Raw genomic sequence first — 17,875 nt, 5'->3', positions numbered from 1 at the left:
CGCCGACCGGTGGGCGTCTCAGCGGCGATCGGGTCACACGAGAAGAACGGGGTACACGACGTGCGCGTCGCACTGCTCTCCTACCGGAGCAAACCGCATTGCGGGGGACAAGGGGTTTACGTCCGGCATTTGAGCCGCGAACTTGCCTTACTCGGACATGAGGTCGAGATCTTCTCCGGCCAGCCGTATCCCGATCTCGACCAGGTCGCACTCGACGCCGGTGTTCGTCTGACCAAGGTGCCCAGCCTCGGCCTGTACGACGAACCCGACCCGTTCCGCACGCCGCGGCTCGGTGAATACCGGGACTGGATCGACGCGCTCGAGGTGGGGTCGATGTGGACGGCCAGTTTCGGTGAGCCACTGACCTTCAGCCTGCGGGTGGCACGGCTGCTCGCCGACCGGCGCAATGACTTCGACATCGTGCACGACAACCAGTGCCTCGGCTACGGACTGCTGCAGATCCAGAAGGCCGGTTTCCCGCTGATCGCCACGATCCATCACCCCATCACCCGTGACCGCACGCTCGCGGTCAAGGCCGCAACGGGGTGGCGCAAGATCACCGCGTGGCGCTGGCACTCTTTCCTGCGCATGCAGGGCCGGGTGTCGCGACGCATCCCCGAGCTGTTGACCGTCTCGCGCAGCAGCGAGGTCGACATCCGCAAGGCCTTCGACATCCCGTCGGGTCGCATCACCACCATCCCGCTCGGCGTCGACACCGATGTCTTCCAACCGGCCGGACAGCGAATTCCGGGCCGCGTGGTGTCCATTGCGAGCGCCGACGCCCCGCTCAAAGGAGTGTCGTATCTGCTCGAGGCCATCGCCAAACTCGCCGCCGAACGGGACGTGACGCTGACCCTGGTGTCAAAACTTGACCCCGAGGGGCCCTCGGCGAAGCTCATTGAGGACCTCGCGATCGGCGATCGGGTCCAGGTCGTCTCCGGACTGACCGACGAAGAGATGGCGCAGTTGCTCGCGTCTGCCGAAGTCGCTTGTGTGCCCTCGCTCTACGAGGGCTTCTCGCTGCCCGCAGTCGAGGCCATGAGCTGCGGCACCCCGCTGGTGGCCACCCGTGCCGGCGCCATCCCGGAGGTCGTCGGCACCGACGGCAGCGCCGCCCGCCTGGTGCCGCCCCGGGATTCGGGCAAGCTGGCCCAGGAGATCGGGCGGCTACTCGACGATGCCGACCTCCGCGCCCGGATGGGCGCCGCGGGGCGCGCCCGCATCGAGGAGCGCTACAGCTGGGCGGCCGTGGCCGCGAAGACCGCAGAGCACTATCAGACGGTGCTCGACAGAACAGCGCGAGACAGAACTGGGCTCGACCGGGTGAACACAAAGGAGACGAGTGCGTGCTGACAGTTGATTTCGACCGGTTGGGTGTGGGTCCGCAGACCAAGGCGATCGATATTGGGGCCGGGCAGGGCAGGCATTCGTTCGAGATGTTCCGACGCGGCGCCGACGTGATCGCCTTCGATCAGTCCGAGTCCGACATGGCCGATGTGGCCGAGATGTTTGACGCGATGATGGCCGAGGGGCACGTACCCGCCGAGGCCAAAGCCCGCGCCGAGGTTGGTGACGCTCTCCGACTCCCCTACGCCGACAACAGCTTCGACGTCGTGCTGATGTCGGAGATCCTCGAGCACATCCCGACAGACGACGGCGCCATCGCCGAGATGGCGCGGGTGCTGCGACCCGGTGGGGTCGCCGCGGTGACCGTGCCGCGGTACTGGCCGGAAAGGGTGTGCTGGGCGCTGTCGGACGCGTACCACGAGGTCGAGGGCGGGCACGTTCGTATCTACCGGGCCTCCGAACTGGCCGGCAAGCTCGAGGCCGCCGGCCTCGAGGTCACCGGCACCGACCACGCCCACGCCCTGCACGCGCCCTACTGGTGGCTCAAGTGTGCGGTCGGCGTCGAGAACAACGACAACCTGCTGGTCAAGGGTTACCACCAACTGTTGGTGTGGGACATGATGAGCAAGCCGTGGCTGACGCGGGTCGGCGAGCAGGTGTTGAACCCGGTCATCGGCAAGTCGGTCGCCCTGTATCTACGCAAGCCGGAATGAGTCGGGCCACACCGGCGATCGCCGGTGTGCTGACGGCCGAGCAGGTCACCGCGACCGGGGCGGCCATCGTCGGCATGCAGGAGGACTCCGGAGCACTGCCGTGGTTCCCCGGCGGACAGACCGATCCCTGGGATCACATCGAGTCGGCGATGGCGTTGAGTGTCACCGGCTTCCGTGCCGAGGCCGAGGCGGCTTACGACTGGTCGCGGCGACACCAGCGTCCCGACGGGTCGTGGCCGATCAAGACGGTGCGTGGGACGGTGACCGACCACGGCATCGATTCCAACTTCTGCGCCTACATTGCGGTCGGCGTCTGGCATCACTACTTGATCACCGGCGACACCGCGTTCCTCGATCGGATGTGGCCGACGGTGTGGTCGGCGATCGAGCTCGTCCGTCGCTTCCAGCGTCCCGACGGCGCCTTTCGCTGGGGCGGTGACCACCGCACGCACGCGATGTTCGACGAAGCCCTCATCACCGGCAACGCGAGCATCCACCACGCCCTCGACTGCGCGATCCGGATCGCCGCCGAGATCGATCAGCCCGACGACGACTGGGTACGTGCGTTCGCGGCGCTCGGGGAGGCATTTCGCGAGCGGATCGAGGTCTTCGAGGACCCGTCGGAGCATTCGATGGACTGGTATTACCCGGTGCTCGGTGGTGCGCTGCGCGGACGAGCGGGCCAGGAACTCATCGCGCGTCGGTGGGACGAGTTCGTGGTGCCCGGCAAGGGTGTGCGCTGCGTCGACCACCGGCCGTGGGTGACCGGGGCCGAGACCTCGGAGCTGGCCCTGGCCCTCGACGCGCTCGGCGATACCTCCGACGCCGTCGAACTGATCGCCTCGATCCAGCACTTGCGCGATCCCGACGGCTCGTACTGGACCGGTCTGGTCTTCGCCGACGGAAAACGCTGGCCGGTCGAGAAGAGCTGCTGGACCTCGGCGGCGGTGGTCCTCGCCGCCGACGCGGTCAGCCGGGCGTCGGCGGCCAACGGGATCTTCCGCGACGTAGGCAGCTGGATGGCCGCACGACGCTGAGTCGTCGACCCGGTGGCGTTCTTAGCCTGAGACGTCGACCCAGTGGCGTCGACCTGGGCGGACCCCCGCGTTCTCTCGAATGCGCTCTCGTCGCCGCCCCACGTCGGCGACGAGAGCGCACCCCCGACACTCGACCCGGTGGTCGTGACCCCGACCGGGGAGTGCCTTCAGTCAATTGGACTGTGCTGGGTCCATGCCACCCGCGGAACCGGATGTTGCCGGAAAACCGCTGGTAGAGTGAGTGCACAAATATTCCGGACCGGAAAACCGTGCACCGGATCGGGGGTATGACCACTCTATGATGTGGCCTGCGCGTACCTGGTTCGTAGATTCGCAGGGAACCCGAGACCGGGGGAGGGGAAAGCGCCAATGACGACGCGTCTGTCGGATGCATCCGTGGTCGACGGCCCCGGACGCTTCGGTTCCCAACTGCACGCGTTGTTCACCGCGGCTGGATCGCCGACGCTTGCCGCGACCATCGCCGGCGCCGCCCGCCTTGCCCCCGGGCGTGGTGAGGTGTCGGTGCAGCGCCTGTCGGACTGGCGTCGCGGACGTCACCTCCCGGCCCGGTTCGAGACTCTCGAACCCGTCCTCGTGTGGCTCATCCTGCAAGCACAGTCGCGGGGTGCCGACACATCGTCGCTGAGAGACTGGCGACGCTGGTGGTCAGCGGCCAATGGCACCCGCACCCGTGACCCAGGTCCGTCGAAGCGGCGCACCGCCGAGCCGATCCCGACGCTCGCCTGCCCGTATCCCGGACTCGGGGTGATGACCGCGGAGGACCGCGAGGTCTTCTTCGGCCGTGACCGCGTCCTCGACGAACTCGCGGCAGTCATCGGTGCCGCCGACCGTGACCGTGAGCTCTCACCGGCGGTGGTGCTCGTCACCGGGGTCTCGGGGGCGGGCAAGTCGTCGTTGCTACGCGCGGGCCTCGCCCGGCTCGCCGAACGTCCGGAGAATCGCTGGAAAGTACATGCGCGACCGGCCGTCGCGCTGCTCGACAACGCCGATGGGCAGGGTGCCGAGGGCACGGGCGGAGACGAGTATCCCGACCAACCCGACCCCGACCAACCCGACCCCGACCAACACAGAGTCGAACAAAGCAGCGTCGAGGAATCCGATCAGCGCGGCACCGGGCTCGATGATCACGCCGCCGCGCCGACGCTGACCGTGCAGGTGGTCGACCAGCTCGAGCAGGTGCTCGTCGGGCAGTCGCGCCGCGCCCCGCGCGTGCAGCAGCTGATGGAGTCCTTGGGCGGGCTCGCGTCGCGGCCGGGAACCGTGGTCGTGGTCGGGGCCCGCGCAGACATGTACGAGATGGCGTCCACGCTCGAGCCGGTTGCCTCGGCGTGGCAACACCGATCGATCGTGGTGCCGCCCATGACCGACACCGAACTCGAAGAGGTCATCGCCGCGCCCGCACGGGTGTCGGGAATCCGCGTCGACAAGGGCCTCGCCCCGACCATTCTGTCCGATCTGCGCGGGCTGACCGGTCGGCGCGGTCCGATCGAGGACCGCGCCGGGCAGCTCCCGCTGGTGGCCCATGTGCTGTCGGTGATGTGGGCTACCCGTGCGGGGGCCACGCTCACGGTCAGCGGCTATCACGAGGCGGGTGGGGTCTCCTCGGCCATTGCCGAATCCGCTGAGGCCATGTGGCAGGCCCTGACACCGGTCCACCGCGTCACCGCGCAGCGGCTTCTGCTGTCGTTGATCCACATCTCCGACGGGGTGACCGCGCGCCGTCCGCGTCGGTTCGCCGATCTCGTCGCCCTCGGGGACGATCGCGCGGGGACGGTCGCGGTGATCGAGGCGCTGTCGGAGTCACGCCTGGTCACCGTCTCCGACCAGCAGGTTCAGATCATCCACGATGTCGTGCTCAGTGCCTGGCCGCGGCTGAGCGAACTCATCGAACGCACCCGCGACAGCGCTCCGGTCCTCGAGCGCGTCACCACCGATGCCGCCGAATGGGACCGACAAGGCCGCGACACGTCCTTGCTCTACAACCCGACGCGCTACGAGTGGGCTGCGCAGGTAGCCGAAAACCCGGTGCTCGGCTCGGTGGCTCGTGACTTCCTCGCCACCGGCCGCCACCACATCGACATCCAACGCCGCCGCCGGCGATGGGCGATCGCTGCGGTCTCGCTGCTCGCGGTGATCTCGGTGGTCGCCGCAGGGGTGGCCATCTTCTCCAACGTCGCGCTGGCACGCGAGAGCAACAATGCGCGGTTCTCGGCGCTGCTGTCGTCGGCGGGTCGGTTGGCCCAGACCGATCCGGGCCTCGCCGCCCAACTTGCGGTGGGCGCGTGGCGCATCCACCCCGACAACCCGCTGGCGCGGATGCGGGTGCTGCAGACCCAGCAGTTGCCGCTGCCGATCTCGGCGCGAGCGGGCCACCAGGGGGCGGTGTACGACCTCGGCCTGACCTCCGGCGGCGCCGATGGCACGGGTTCGGGGGGCAGGTTGCTGGCGACGGCCAGCTACGACCGCTCGGTACGCCTGTGGCGGGCCGACAACCCGCGCGACATCGTGGCGGCGGGTCCGGCGCTGCGCGGATACGGCTCCTTTGTCACCTCGGTGGACTTCCGGCCCGGCTCGCCGACCCTGGCCTCGGCCGACGGCGAGGGCAAGATCGCGGTGTGGGACATCGCCGACCTCGCCCACCCCGTGCGGACCCAGACGTTACAGTCGCCGTACGGCACCGGGACGTCGTACATCCTGCGCTACGACCGCACCGGCCGGGTGCTGGCGACCACCCATGACAACGGGGTCGTCACCTTGTGGGACACCACCGCGCCCGGCGGATATCGCGCGGTATCGGAGATCGGTGAGCACACCGGTCCGGTCCGCACGGTTGCGCTGTCGCCGACCCGGCCGGTGCTCGTCGCCGGTTCCGACGACGGCACCATCAGCCTCTCCGACATCGCCGATCCGGCTGCGCCGGTGCATCTCTCGGAACTGCGGGACGGTATCGACAGCGGTTGGCATTCGGTGGCGATCTCACCCGACGGCACGCTACTGGCGGCCGGCCGGGACGACGGGACGGTCGCGGTGTGGAACATCGCCGATCCACGCTCGCCCATCGCGTTGGGCCGCGTTCGGGCGCACGGCGCGGCGATCTGGTCGGTCGGATTCTCCGCGGATGGGCGGTCGCTGATCTCGGCCGGTCTCGACGGGTTCGCGCGCCGTTGGGACGTCGGCAGCGACGGGACATCGGCGTCGGCCGACCTGCTCACCGAACTCGGTGTGCCGATGCGGACCTCCGGTGGCGCGTTCTTCACCGCCCGCGAGATCGCGCCCCAGGTCGTTCTCACCGCCGGTGGCGCCGGGACGATCCAGGCCTGGGACATCCCGGCCGCACCACAGCCCGCGCATTCGCTGCCCATCACCCAGACCTCGGTCAGCCCTGACGGAACGACCTTGGCCACCAGTGCCGCCGACCAGACGATCGCCCTGTGGAACCTGCCGCGCGGGCGGGCGCCGACCGAATTGTCCCGCATCTCCGAGCAACCGCGACCCAGTGGCGGCTATGTGACCGCGTTCAACCGGACGGGAACCATTCTCGCCAGCGCGTTCACCGGAGGTGGTGAGGTGGATCTCTACGACATCGCCGATCGTCGGGCGCCGCGTCGTCTGGTGACGCTGCCGGTGCAGACCCGGCACACCTTCCCGCTGGCCTTCGACCCGACGAGGGACCTGCTGGTCACCGGCAGCAGCGACAACTCGATCCAGCTGTGGGACATCGCCGATCCGCATGCGCCACGGATGCTCGGACAGCCGTTCGCTACGACGGACGGCTTCATCGAGGACGTCCAATTCGGTCCGGACGGTGGTGATCTCGTCGTCGCCGATGCCGCACATCGCATTACCCGGTGGGACATCGACGACCCGCGCAATCCTCACCTGGCGCAACAGATGACCTCGCACACGAGCGCGGTCAATGCGGCGGTATTCAGCCACGACGGGCGGTTTATCTACGGCGGCGCCGACGACCAGACCATCTCGGTGACTGCGGTAGGTTCGGAATCGTCTGCGCGCGTGCGTGTTCCGACCGGAGTTCGGGTGACGTCGCTGTCGGTTTCGGCCGACGGCGCGACCCTGGTGGTGGGCGCCGACCTGAGCGTGCAGCTGTGGGACATCTCGACGCCCGATGCGCCGAAGCCGATTGCGCGCGACGAGTCGATCACCGCCGAATCGGCGTACGTCCGCGAGCCGATGATCGCGCCCAACGACGTCATCTATGCGGGCGGCCGATCCGATCTGCAGTGGTGGACGATCGACGCCGGAGCCGTGGCGAGCCGCGTCTGCGCGGCCGACAATCACATCGATCGTGGCACGTGGGACGAATTCGCCGAGGGGGTCCAGTATCCCGACATCTGCCCCGGCTAAGGCATGACGAGTACTCGAACACGACGATAACTTGTTCTAGACACGTGTCCAGGCCTGTGTCTAAGGTGAGGGTATGGATTTCGGGATCGTGCAGTTCACCAGCGACCGCGGCCTGACGCCGCAGGTCCTGGCCCCGCTCATCGAAGAGGCCGGGTTCGCGTCGTATTTCGTTCCCGAGCACGGCCACATCCCGACCCGCCGCGATGCGGCCCATCCGCGGACCGGCGATTCCTCGCTGCCCGACGATCGCTACATGCGCACCCTCGACCCCTGGACCACACTTGCCGCGGCCGCGGCGGTCACCGAGCGGATTCGGCTCGCCACGGCGGTCGCGCTACCGGTGCAGTCCGATCCGATCACCCTCGCCAAGACCCTGGCCACTCTCGACCACCTGTCCGGCGGTCGGCTGACGCTCGGAGTCGGATTCGGTTGGAACCTCGACGAATTGGCCGATCATAACGTGCCGCCGAAACTGCGGCGGACGATGTTGCGCGAATACCTCGAGGCCATGCGCGCGCTCTGGACCGACGAGGAGGCCGAATACCACGGTGACTTCGTCGATTTCGGGCCCAGCTGGGCATGGCCCAAGCCGCAGGCGCACATCCCCACGCTCGTCGGCGCCGCCGGCAACGAGAAGAACTTCCGATGGATCGCGCGCAGCGCCGACGGCTGGATCACCACGCCGGGCGAAGAAAACATCGAGGGCTCGGTGGGTCTGCTGCACCGGATCTGGTCCGACGCCGGCCGTGACGGCGCACCGCAGGTCGTCGTCCTCGACGTCAAGCCGGTTGCCGAGAAGCTGGAGAAGTGGCGCGAGATCGGGGTCACGCAGGTCCTGTACGGCCTCCCCGACGACTCGGTGGAGCGTGCCCGCGGCTACCTCGCCACACTCGCCGGCAAGCTCGGTCTCGCCCCTGCGGTGGTGTAACCCCCTTCGCCGACAGCGCCCTCCCCATCGCCGACAGCGCTTTCGAGCGCTCCGGCTACGGCGCGGCCGCGAGCCCCGGAATGACGAAGCGCTCCACCTGTCGTCGCACCGATGCCGGGTCGTCGGCGTCGACGGTGGTGCCGGAAACGGTGCCGAGGCTGATGAGAATCCGGGCCACCCACTCCGATACCTCGCCGGCGTCGTGGTCGGGGTGCACTTCTCCGTTCTCGATCGCGGTGTCGACGAATGGTTTCCAGAGCAGTGCCAGGTCGGGGACGAGGGCGCTGACGCCGACGCCCGCGCACGCGGCGAATTCCTCCGGCTCTTCCGTGCGCAGCCGCAGTAGTAACGTCCCGGGGTCGTCGTAGGCGCCGCGGCCGATCCGCACGCCTGCCACGAGTTGCTCGGTGAAGTCCCCAAGGGTTTCGAGTTCGACGCGCGCGTCGCTCCAGAACGAATCGGTGAGGCGCACGATCGTCGCCCCGACCATCGACTGCTTGTCGGGGAAGTGTCGGTAGAGCCACCCGCGCGACACCCCGGCGACATCGGCGACCTGCTGCATCGTCGTGGCCCGAATGCCCTTGTCGGCGAGCAACTTCTCGGCCGCATCGAGCAGGCGGTCGGCGACGCTCGTGGCCGGGGCCGTTGTCATGGACACCAACTCTAACAACCGGGCTGGACAGTTTCGTGAAAGTGTTTACTCCACGCCGTTTCGTGCGGTAGACAGATTCAGAGATTTGTCAACTATCCACAGGGGCTCCCATGCGCGATCTCCCGCGTACCGCCATCATCGGCGCCGGAATCAGCGGTCTGACATCGGGAAAGATGCTCACCGACTACGGCGTCCCGTACACCTGTTTCGAGAGTTCCGATCGGGTCGGCGGCAACTGGGCGTTCGGCAATCCCAACGGGCACTCGAGCGCCTATCGGTCGCTGCACATCGACACGTCCAAACATCAACTCTCGTTCCGGGATTTCCCGATGCCGTCGGACTACCCGGATTTCCCGCACCACACCCAGATCAAGCAATACCTCGACGACTATACCGACGCCTTCGGGCTGCGCGAGAACATCGAGTTCGGCAATGGCGTCACCCGCGCCCGCCGGCTCGACGGCGGTGGGTGGGAGCTGTCGACGCAGCGCGGCGAGACGCGCCGCGTCGACCTGCTGGTGGTGGCCAACGGGCACCACTGGGATCCGCGGTGGCCCGATTTCCCGGGCGAATTCGCCGGTGACGAGATCCACTCCCATTCCTATATCGACCCACGCACCCCGCTGGACTTCGCCGGTAAACGAATCCTGGTGGTGGGCTTGGGCAACAGTGCCGCCGACATCGCCGTCGAACTGTCGTCCAAGGCGCTCGACACCACGGTCACCATCTCGACGCGGTCAAGTGCCTGGATCGTCCCCAAGTACTTCGCGGGCAAACCGGCCGACAAGTACTACCACACCTCGCCCTATATTCCGTTTTCGTGGCAGCGCAAGTTCACCCAGATCATGCAGCCCATGACCGCTGGGCGCCCCGAGGATTACGGCCTGCCGACCCCGAATCACAAGTTCTTCGAAGCACATCCGACGCAGTCGGTCGAGCTGCCGCTGCGACTCGGCTCCGGTGACGTCACCGCCAAGGGCAACATCGAGCGACTCGACGGCCACACCGCGCACTTCGTCGACGGCACGAGTGCCGAATTCGACGTGATCATCTACGCCACGGGATACAACATCACTTTCCCGTTCTTCGACCCCGACGTGATCAGCGCCCCCGACAACCACATCGACCTGTACAAGCGCATCTTCTATCCCGGCATCGACGACGTCGTGTTCGCCGGGTTCGCCCAGTCCACGCCGACGCTGTTTCCGTTCGTGGAATGCCAGGCCCGGGTCATCGGGGCCTATGCGGTCGGGCAGTACCGACCGCCGTCGGTGCCGCAGATGCGTGACACCATTGCCTCCGACCAGCAGTACTTCACTGGGCACATGCTGCACACGGCAAGGCACACACAGCAACTCGACCACTATCTCTACGAACACAATATCCGCACCAAGGAACTGCCCGCGGGGCGTGCGCGTGCCGCCGAGCAGGGGCCCGTCCGCTGGGCGGGCGTCGACGCCACGCCGCTGCAGGAGGCACGATGACCACCGCCGACACCGACCGTCGCACAGTAAGTTTCGAGTCTGGGGGAACGAACTGCGATGCGTGGTTCTTCGCACCCACCGGGAACGCATTCACCACCGACGCGGGAGTGCCGGTGGTGGTGATGGCCCACGGCTTCTGCGGCACCAAGGATTCCGGACTCGAGCCGTTCGCGCGGCACCTGGCCGACGCAGGTCTGGCGGTGTTCGCGTTCGACTACCGTGGTTTCGGGCTCTCCGGCGGCCAACCGCGCCAACGCGTCTCGATGTCCGGTCAGGTCGCCGACTACCACGCCGCCATCGATGCCGCCGGCCGTCAACCCGGTGTCGACGCCTCCCGCATCGTACTGTGGGGACTGTCGCAATCCGGCGGGCACGTGTTGATCGTGGCAGCGCAACGTGCGCGGACGGGATGCGACGACGTGGCCGCGGTCATCGCGGCGGTGCCGATGGTCAACGGGCTTGCGGCCGGTGTTCACCATTACCCGCAGGTGGGTGCGGGCTCGATGTTGCGATCCGCGGCCGTAGGTATCGGTAGTGCGCTGCGTGCCGCATTGGGTCGCGATCCGGTGATGATGCCGGTCGTCGGCAAGCCCGGTGACAGGGCTGCGCTGACCAGCGACGGCTACCTGGAGAGTTATCTCGCGATCGCCGGCCCGAGCTGGCGCAACGAGGTCGATGCGTCGATCGGCTTGGAGCTAGGCTCATTTCGCGCCGACAAGGCCGCGCAGGATGTGGCGGCGCCGGTCCTCATGCAGATCGCCGACCTCGATCGGGGAGCGCCGCCCCACGCGGCGGCCAAGGCCGGGTTCGCCGCACGGGCCGAGGTCCGGCACTACCCGTGTGATCACTTCGGGATCTTCGCCGAGGTGGCGGATTCGTGGTTCGAGCCGGTCGTGTCCCACCAGATCCTTTTTCTCACACGCTATCTCGCTACCTCGGCGGTGACCGCGTGAGTACGGCGCTGGTGATCGGCGGTGCGTCGGGCATCGGAAAGGCCACCGCGCGAAGGCTGCACGAGGACGGCCATCGCGTCGTCGTCGCCGACGTCAATGCCGCGCTGCCGCGTTGGCAACTGTCGCCGAACTGGGTGGCATCGCGACCGCGGTACATCTCGATGTCACCGACGAGGCTTCTGTCGCTGCAGGTTTCGACGGTGTTGACGACCTCGCGATCGTCGTCAACTGCGCAGGGTTGTCGATGCCGGGAGCACTCGCTGACCTGGAGTCGACGGCGTGGCGGATGACCCTCGACGTCTGCCTGACCGGAACGTTCCTGGTGTTCAAGTATGCGGGAAGGCATGTCGCCCAGAGTGTTTCGATCGTCTGCGTGGCCTCGCTGAACGGTCGCCAGCCCGGTGCCGGGATGGGGTGCTACTGTGCGGCGAAGGCCGGGGTGCTGATGCTCGTCGAGGTGGCCACTCTCGAACTCGCCGAGCGGGGTGTAGGCGTCAACGCTGTCTCGCCCGGACTCGTCGAGACCGCGCTGACCGCCGGAATCGCCTTCGTCCCCGGGCTGACCGAGGAGTACCTGGAGAACACGCCGTTGGGTCGGGCGGGTACTCCCGAGGACATCGCCGCGACGATCGCGTTCCTCGCCTCCCCAGCGTCGGGGTGGATGACCGGTGCCGCAATCGATCTTAACGGCGGCGCGCACCTGCAGCGCTATCCGGACGTGTTGGGTAAGGTGCGGGCACTCGCAGGCGGGTGGATCCAGGTGTTCGGCGGCGGTCAGCCCCGCGGCAACGGGGCTCCGACCTCGCCGGAGTCGCGTCGCAGGACGCGTAGCGAACCCTCCGCGCGGGCCTCGGTGAACTGTCCGGTCTCCAAGGCCTGGCAGTAGATCTCATACGGGGGCCGCCCGCCGTCGGCGGGGTCGGGGAACACGTCGTGGATCAGCAGCGCGCCACCGATGCGCACCCACGGTGCCCACCCGTCGAGGTCGTTCTGCGCGGCCTCCATCGAATGGCCGCCGTCGATGAACACGAAATCGGCGGGCGTGCCCCAGGCCCGGGCTGCCACCGTCGACGGCGCGAGCATCCCGATCACGGTCTGCTCGAGGCCGGCGTCGAACATCGTGCGCCGAAAGCGGGCCGAGGTGTCCAGCGTGCCCGAATGCGGATCGACCAGGGACTCGTCGTGATACTCCCAGCCGGGCTGATGCTCCTCGGAGCCGCGGTGGTGGTCGACGGTGACGATCACCGCCCCTGCCGCCTCGGCCGCCGAGCCCAGGAATACCGTCGACTTGCCGCAATAGGTGCCGATCTCCACGCCGACCTTCGTCGAATCCGGTTGTGTCAGATACTCACCGGCGATCTCGAACAGCGCCTGCGCCTCGTCGAGCGGCATGAAACCCGGCGCGTCGTCGGCGACTTGACGACGTTCGGGAGAGGGAGCGGAGAGCGGCTGCGATGCCGGCGAGGCGGTCATGAAAACCGATCCTAGGGCATCTCTGCGGTTACCGACCGAGCGATTGTTCTCCCCGGCGTAGGGTGGACAACCATGAAAGCTCAGGTGCTCACCGCAGAGTCCGGTCCTTCCGCCCTCGAACTGACCGACGTCCCCGACCCGACGCCCGCCGAGGGCCAGGTCCTCGTCGACATCAAGTCGTGTGGGATCTGTTTCCCCGACCTGCTGATGAGTCAGGGAAAGTACCAGCTCCGCATGCCGACGCCGTTCACGCCCGGCACCGAGGTCGCAGGCGTGGTGCGCCAGGCTCCCGAGGGGGCGTCGGTAAAGGTGGGCGACAAGGTTCTCGTCGCGTCCATCGTCGGTGGCTTCGCCGAACAGCTGGCCGCCTCGCCCGAGCAGCTGCTGCCCCTGCCCGAGGGGCTGACGTTCGATCAGGGCGCCGCTCTGGGCATCAACTACCAGACCGCGCTGTTCGCGCTGAAACTGCGCGCACAGACCGCGCCCGGTGAGGTCGTCGGGGTGCTCGGTGCCGCGGGTGGGGTCGGGACCGCGTCGATCATGGTGGCCAAGGCGATGGGCGCCAAGGTCATCGCGATCGTGCACCGCAAGGGTGCCGAGGAATTGCTGCGCAGCGCGGGCGCCGACGAGGTCGTCCAGCTCGAAGAGGGCTGGGGAGCCGAACTGAAGAAGATCGCGCCCGAGGGCGTCGACGTGATGATCGACCCGTCCGGCGGCGAGGTGTTCGACGAGGCGCTGCGCCAGGTCGCCCCCGACGGTCGGTACGTGGTCATCGGCTTCGCAGCCGGTGGTATCCCGACCGTCAAGCTGAACCGCGTGCTGTTTCGCAACATCGCCGTTGTCGGCGCCGCCTGGGGTGAGTACGTGCGCACGCACCCGGGCGTGCCGGCACTGCTGCACGACGAGCTGACCGAGATGATCGCCGCGGGGCTGAGTCCGCAGGTCAACACCACCTACACCCTTGATCAGCTGCCGACCGCATTGACCGATCTCGCCGAGGGGCGGATCCTGGGGAAAGCCGTCGTCCACATCGCCGATTGAGAGGTCACCTCATGTGCCGCAACATCACCGAACTGCGCGGACTCGAACCCGCGGCGACCGAGGAAGAAATCGAGGCAGCCGCGCGCCAATACGTTCGCAAGGTGAGCGGCATACGTCATCCGTCGGCAGCCAACGCCGAGGTGTTCGAGGCGGCGGTCATCGCGGTGACCGCCGCCACGCGCACCCTGCTCGGTGAGCTCCCGGAGCGTCGCCAGCCGCCGAAAACCGTACCGCCGCTGCGGCGTCCGGAGGTTCGGGTGCGGATCGCGGCGCGGGGGTAGGCTGCATCGAGGGCATCTCGATCTCTGGTGCCGACTACCGAGCCGAGTCGACTGGGCGGCAACTGCTGATCAGGCGTTCGGCAATCATGTCGTCCAGCAGTGTGTCGATCGGTAGCGGCGACTGTAATAGCACCGTCTCCCCGAACGACCAGGCATTGCCCTGCGGATCGGAGGTGTCGAACATGAATACGGTGTTGATGCCATTGTTGGCGGCCACGACCATCCTTGGTGGCGGCGGCACCTCCGGCAGGTCGACGGGTCTCCCGTCCTCCAGATAGGCCTCCACCGAGTCGGCGTTGTCGAGAATTGCGTTGTTCTGGGCGTACATGTCGAGCGTCTGAAGGTATGCAGATGGGACTGGCCCACAGTCCAGTTGGGGATAGACGAGGAGCCCGTCGTGCACGTCGGCGGCGAGTCCGCGGAGCCGCGCGGCGACGGTCGGCCAGAACGGTGGAGCCCCGACGGCGGACGGGTTCGGCGGGAAACCCAGCAGGGCCAGTGGACGTCCATCGTCCTTGGCGCGCGTCAAGTAGAAAAGTCCGACCGCGGTCCGAGGTGGGTTCATCGAGAGCGAAAAACGGGCGACCTTGACATCCGTGACGAGCTTTGTCATCGCGGTCGCGGTATCGGGGAAGTGATCTCGGAGGGCATCCGCGGCGCGTCGTACCCCGGCATGTCCCGAGCTTGCGAGGTCGAACCAGTGGTCAGGGACGGACTCGCCCGGCCGCAGCTCGCCCTCGTGCCGCAGATACTCCACGGTGCGGCCCCGGCTGCGGGTGACCGTCTGAAGTGCTTGCGGCACATCGTCATATGGCAGGTTGCTGGGCATTGGGTACTTCTCATCCCACCACGCGTCCCGCCGGTACATGCTCGGTACCTGTCGCCGTAGCCGGTCCATGGCGGAGCATTGCCAGGCTTCTAGAGCTGCGTTGATACCGTCATCGCCGGAGGAAGGTGTCACTGCCCTAGAGTAACCACACCCGCCGCTGAGGGTCGGATGGCGACATGCGCGGGTCAGGCGAAACTCCCGGTGGTCCTGGAGTCAGTTGATCCCGAACACCTCAGCAGCGTTCTCGTAGAGCACTCTGCGCACCCAGTCGTCGCCGAGGTCGAGCCGGATGACGGCCGCCAGGGCGTGGGTGTAGGTGTAAGGGATGTTGGGAAAGTCGCTGCCGAACAAGATCTTCGGACCGGCGTCGCGTAAACGCGCAAGCAGGTCCGCCGGATAGGGTGCGCCCTCTTCGGAGAAGTCGGTGAACGACATCGTGGTGTCGAGTCGCACATTCTCGAATCGTTCGGCGAGGCCGAGGAATTGCTCGTATTCCGGTGTGCCCATGTGGGCGACGATGAGCGGCAACGACGGGAATCGCTTGAGGAGCCCGGCGATGGGCTCGGGCCCGGTGTAGGTGCCCGGTGCCGGTCCGGAGCCGCAGTGGATGATCACCGGGACCTGCGCGTCGGCGATCTGCGACCACACCCCGTCGAGCAGCGGATCCAGTGGTGAAAAGGCGCCGACTTGGATGTGGCACTTGAAGACCCGGGTGCCCGCGGCGATGGCCTTCGAAACGTAGGCGGTCGCCGGCTCCTCGGGGTAGAAGGTTGCGGTCTGCAGGCAGTCGGGGTGATGGGTGGCGAAGTCGGCGGCCCATCCGTTGAGCCACTCGGCCATGTCCGGCTTGTGCGGATACACGAGTGACGAATACGCGCGAATGCCGAACGCCTGCAACGCAGCCACCCGGACGTCCTCGTCGGCTCGGTGAGTGATCGGCCATTCGCGTCCGACGAGCGGGCCTGCCGAGTCGAAGTACGCCCACACCTTGTCCATCACCGACCGCGGCATGAAGTGGGTGTGGACGTCGATCAGACCCGGCAGTCCCAACGTGCCCCAGATCGAGCGGACCCGTTGTGCCTCAGACTCGCTGAACGGTGTCGGCGCGGAGGGATTCTGCTCGGGAACGACGCTGTTCATGCATCGACGGTACCGCGCGTGACGCCACGGGTCACGGAGAGCCGATCACCGTGCGTTCCCCATCGCGGTGACCGCGGTTCACAATGTCAGTCCTGCGTGTGAGCTGAGGGTCCTTGGACGCGCGCGGCGACTCCCAGGGTCGTGCGACCCGTGGTGAACAGCGGGCAGCAACCAGACTGGAATGTGTTCTCACCTAGCGGAAGGCGTCGGCGTCGGCCACCAGATCGGTGCGGGCATCGGCGAGCACTTCGGAGCGGTCGTCCGGGCGGACAAAGCCGCCCTCGATCGCCATGTCGGCCGCCTCGGTGTAACGCTTGAGGTAGCTGTCCCGGTCCGGGTAGAGATCCGCGATGACCGTCGGCGGTAGGGGCGTCGTCACACCGAACAGCACACAGATCCGGGGCACGTCGTCCTCGACCACGCCGCGCAGGATCTGGGTCGGTACGTCCACGCACGGAGTGCGCACACCGTCGCGCGCGTTGCCGACCTGGTCGAGTTCGAACCGGTGGCCATCCCCGGCGTCGACCACCAGGAGCGGGTCGGCGACCGGTGGCTCCGACTCCTCGTCGACCCACGACCGCAGATGGTGCAGTGCCGAACGCAGTACAAAGCGCTGCTGGCCGCGATTCACCGGTGCCGGACAACCGAGCATCGACTCGTACTCGCCGATCTGGGCGAGGTCGGCATGCGATGTCCCGGCCATTTCCCATACGCGTAAGAATGACGAATCAGGTTGCCGGGCTTGCACATACTGAAAGTTGGTGAGAACGTCGGTTTCGGTCTGTAGGACGAAGACCGGAACTGTCAGATCGGTGGATAGTCGCACGGGCAACCCGCGATAGGCCTCGGTGATGTCGGCGGGCTTACCGGCTTCGCCGAGCGGTAGTGCTCCGAGCGATCGGCTGTGAATCAGAACTCCATGAAAGATGTTGTGCTGTTTGGCGAAATGATTCACGTAGGTTGTCAGTGCCATGGCCGATTGGGATTCGCCCGCGGCCAGTAGTCGGCGCACGGTGAGTCCGGCCAGCGGATGGCCTTCGGTATGGTTCGCGGCGAGTGCGCCGCCGATGGCGCCGAAGATGTCGTAGCTGTAGCCGTCACCCGGGTGGCGCAGTGACCCATATCGATCGGGGTCCTTGTCGGCGAGACGCGTTGGCGTGTCACCGTCCTCCATTCCGACCGACCCGGCACCGCCTTCGATGCCGGTGTACTGCGCGGAAACCCCCACCCACGCGTAGCCCGATCGGACGATCTCCGGCGCGAGGTAGGTGTACTCGGGTGCGGCGTCGGTTCCGCTGGACACGTTGAACCATTCGACGACGAGGTATCCGTTGAAATCGGAGCCATTCGCGGGTCGCCGCACCAGGATTCGGGTGGTGAATTCTGCGGCGTCGGCTTCGGTAACGGCACCGGACGAGGTGCTCTCGAATCGGCGGGCTCGTCCGACGGCGGCATATTCGCGCTCGTCGTACCCGTGTGCTGTCAGGTTGGGACCGGGGCTGGCGCTGAGGATGTTGTGGCCATTCCCGCCGGTCAGTTCGATGAAGGTCACTCGTGACGACATCATTCGACCTTAACCCTTGTTCACGGTTCGACGAGCCTTCCTGAGTT

Annotated in this window: 14 protein-coding genes and 1 pseudogene; 10 read left to right on the top strand and 5 right to left on the bottom strand. The window is 67.2% G+C overall.

What is annotated here, in order from left to right; translation table 11 throughout:
* The first annotated feature begins 60 nt into the window (after positions 1-60).
* The 5 genes from EF294_RS18995 (at position 61) to EF294_RS18975 (ending at position 8,411) form a co-directional block, all read left to right on the top strand.
* Positions 61-1,353: a glycosyltransferase family 4 protein gene (locus EF294_RS18995; RefSeq protein ID WP_123932551.1), complete on the top strand. Its 1,293-nt coding sequence runs from the start codon at positions 61-63 to the stop codon at positions 1,351-1,353.
* The gene (locus tag EF294_RS18990) at positions 1,347-2,060 is read left to right on the top strand and encodes a class I SAM-dependent methyltransferase (protein ID WP_123932508.1); all 714 of its coding nucleotides are present in this window, start codon (positions 1,347-1,349) and stop codon (positions 2,058-2,060) included. Before EF294_RS18995 ends, EF294_RS18990 begins: the two co-directional genes overlap by 7 nt.
* Entirely contained in the window at positions 2,057-3,097 is a 1,041-nt protein-coding gene (locus EF294_RS18985) for a prenyltransferase (protein WP_123932507.1), read from the top strand. The genes EF294_RS18990 and EF294_RS18985 overlap by 4 nt, the downstream gene beginning before the upstream one ends.
* 369 nt (positions 3,098-3,466) lie before the next feature.
* A complete protein-coding gene (locus EF294_RS18980) occupies positions 3,467-7,483 on the top strand; it encodes an nSTAND1 domain-containing NTPase (RefSeq protein ID WP_123932506.1) in 4,017 nt (1,338 codons plus the stop codon).
* Positions 7,484-7,556: 73 nt separating this feature from the next.
* On the top strand, positions 7,557-8,411 hold the full coding sequence (locus EF294_RS18975; RefSeq protein ID WP_123932505.1) for an LLM class F420-dependent oxidoreductase: 855 nt from the start codon (positions 7,557-7,559) through the stop codon (positions 8,409-8,411).
* A gap of 55 nt (positions 8,412-8,466) precedes the next feature.
* Here the strand turns inward: EF294_RS18975 and EF294_RS18970 are convergent, their stop codons facing one another.
* Entirely contained in the window at positions 8,467-9,063 is a 597-nt protein-coding gene (locus EF294_RS18970) for a TetR/AcrR family transcriptional regulator (protein ID WP_185091158.1), read from the bottom strand.
* Between the two features lie 110 nt (positions 9,064-9,173).
* Between EF294_RS18970 and EF294_RS18965 the strand changes: the two genes are divergently transcribed.
* The 3 genes and pseudogenes from EF294_RS18965 to EF294_RS18955 all read left to right on the top strand — a co-directional run.
* Entirely contained in the window at positions 9,174-10,547 is a 1,374-nt protein-coding gene (locus EF294_RS18965; protein WP_123932503.1) for a flavin-containing monooxygenase, read from the top strand.
* The gene (locus EF294_RS18960; RefSeq protein ID WP_123932502.1) at positions 10,544-11,500 is read left to right on the top strand and encodes an alpha/beta hydrolase; all 957 of its coding nucleotides are present in this window, start codon (positions 10,544-10,546) and stop codon (positions 11,498-11,500) included. The genes EF294_RS18965 and EF294_RS18960 overlap by 4 nt, the downstream gene beginning before the upstream one ends.
* Positions 11,497-12,248, top strand: a pseudogene (locus EF294_RS18955) (SDR family NAD(P)-dependent oxidoreductase); the annotation flags it as partial. The gene EF294_RS18960 and the pseudogene EF294_RS18955, both read left to right, overlap by 4 nt.
* Before the next feature lie 26 nt (positions 12,249-12,274).
* Here the strand turns inward: EF294_RS18955 and EF294_RS18950 are convergent.
* Positions 12,275-12,973: a class I SAM-dependent methyltransferase gene (locus EF294_RS18950; RefSeq protein ID WP_123932501.1), complete on the bottom strand. Its 699-nt coding sequence runs from the start codon at positions 12,971-12,973 to the stop codon at positions 12,275-12,277.
* A 72-nt stretch (positions 12,974-13,045) separates the two neighbouring features.
* Here EF294_RS18950 and EF294_RS18945 point away from each other — a divergent pair, with 72 nt between their 5' ends.
* Together EF294_RS18945 and EF294_RS18940 are read left to right on the top strand one after the other, a co-directional pair.
* The gene (locus tag EF294_RS18945) at positions 13,046-14,014 is read left to right on the top strand and encodes an NADPH:quinone oxidoreductase family protein (RefSeq protein WP_123932500.1); all 969 of its coding nucleotides are present in this window, start codon (positions 13,046-13,048) and stop codon (positions 14,012-14,014) included.
* Positions 14,015-14,025: 11 nt separating this feature from the next.
* Positions 14,026-14,295: a DUF2277 family protein gene (locus EF294_RS18940; RefSeq protein WP_123932499.1), complete on the top strand. Its 270-nt coding sequence runs from the start codon at positions 14,026-14,028 to the stop codon at positions 14,293-14,295.
* A 34-nt stretch (positions 14,296-14,329) separates the two neighbouring features.
* Here the strand turns inward: EF294_RS18940 and EF294_RS18935 are convergent, their stop codons facing one another.
* The 3 genes from EF294_RS18935 to EF294_RS18925 all read right to left on the bottom strand — a co-directional run bounded on the left by EF294_RS18935 (position 14,330) and on the right by EF294_RS18925 (position 17,828).
* The gene (locus tag EF294_RS18935; RefSeq protein ID WP_123932498.1) at positions 14,330-15,256 is read right to left on the bottom strand and encodes a hypothetical protein; all 927 of its coding nucleotides are present in this window, start codon (positions 15,254-15,256) and stop codon (positions 14,330-14,332) included.
* A gap of 81 nt (positions 15,257-15,337) precedes the next feature.
* Positions 15,338-16,264 carry an amidohydrolase family protein gene (locus EF294_RS18930; protein ID WP_123932497.1) on the bottom strand — a complete coding sequence of 309 codons (927 nt, stop codon included), beginning with the start codon at positions 16,262-16,264 and terminating at the stop codon, positions 15,338-15,340.
* Positions 16,265-16,457: 193 nt separating this feature from the next.
* Positions 16,458-17,828 carry an alpha/beta hydrolase domain-containing protein gene (locus EF294_RS18925; RefSeq protein WP_123932496.1) on the bottom strand — a complete coding sequence of 457 codons (1,371 nt, stop codon included), beginning with the start codon at positions 17,826-17,828 and terminating at the stop codon, positions 16,458-16,460.
* Positions 17,829-17,875 lie beyond the last annotated feature (47 nt).

The organism is Gordonia oryzae, assembly GCF_003797185.1.
Lineage (GTDB): Bacteria > Actinomycetota > Actinomycetes > Mycobacteriales > Mycobacteriaceae > Gordonia > Gordonia oryzae.
This window is presented reverse-complemented; position numbering and strand designations above follow the sequence as displayed.

Bases quoted from the DNA above. Each gene is read 5' to 3' on its own strand.
- EF294_RS18985 (WP_123932507.1), top strand. From the start codon at position 2,057: ATGAGTCGGGCCACACCGGCGATCGCCGGTGTGCTGACGGCCGAGCAG.
- EF294_RS18980 (WP_123932506.1), top strand. From the start codon at position 3,467: ATGACGACGCGTCTGTCGGATGCATCCGTGGTCGACGGCCCCGGACGC.
- EF294_RS18975 (WP_123932505.1), top strand. From the start codon at position 7,557: ATGGATTTCGGGATCGTGCAGTTCACCAGCGACCGCGGCCTGACGCCG.
- EF294_RS18970 (WP_185091158.1), bottom strand. From the start codon at position 9,063: ATGACAACGGCCCCGGCCACGAGCGTCGCCGACCGCCTGCTCGATGCG.
- EF294_RS18965 (WP_123932503.1), top strand. From the start codon at position 9,174: ATGCGCGATCTCCCGCGTACCGCCATCATCGGCGCCGGAATCAGCGGT.
- EF294_RS18960 (WP_123932502.1), top strand. From the start codon at position 10,544: ATGACCACCGCCGACACCGACCGTCGCACAGTAAGTTTCGAGTCTGGG.
- EF294_RS18950 (WP_123932501.1), bottom strand. From the start codon at position 12,973: ATGACCGCCTCGCCGGCATCGCAGCCGCTCTCCGCTCCCTCTCCCGAA.
- EF294_RS18945 (WP_123932500.1), top strand. From the start codon at position 13,046: ATGAAAGCTCAGGTGCTCACCGCAGAGTCCGGTCCTTCCGCCCTCGAA.
- EF294_RS18940 (WP_123932499.1), top strand. From the start codon at position 14,026: ATGTGCCGCAACATCACCGAACTGCGCGGACTCGAACCCGCGGCGACC.
- EF294_RS18930 (WP_123932497.1), bottom strand. From the start codon at position 16,264: ATGAACAGCGTCGTTCCCGAGCAGAATCCCTCCGCGCCGACACCGTTC.
- EF294_RS18925 (WP_123932496.1), bottom strand. From the start codon at position 17,828: ATGTCGTCACGAGTGACCTTCATCGAACTGACCGGCGGGAATGGCCAC.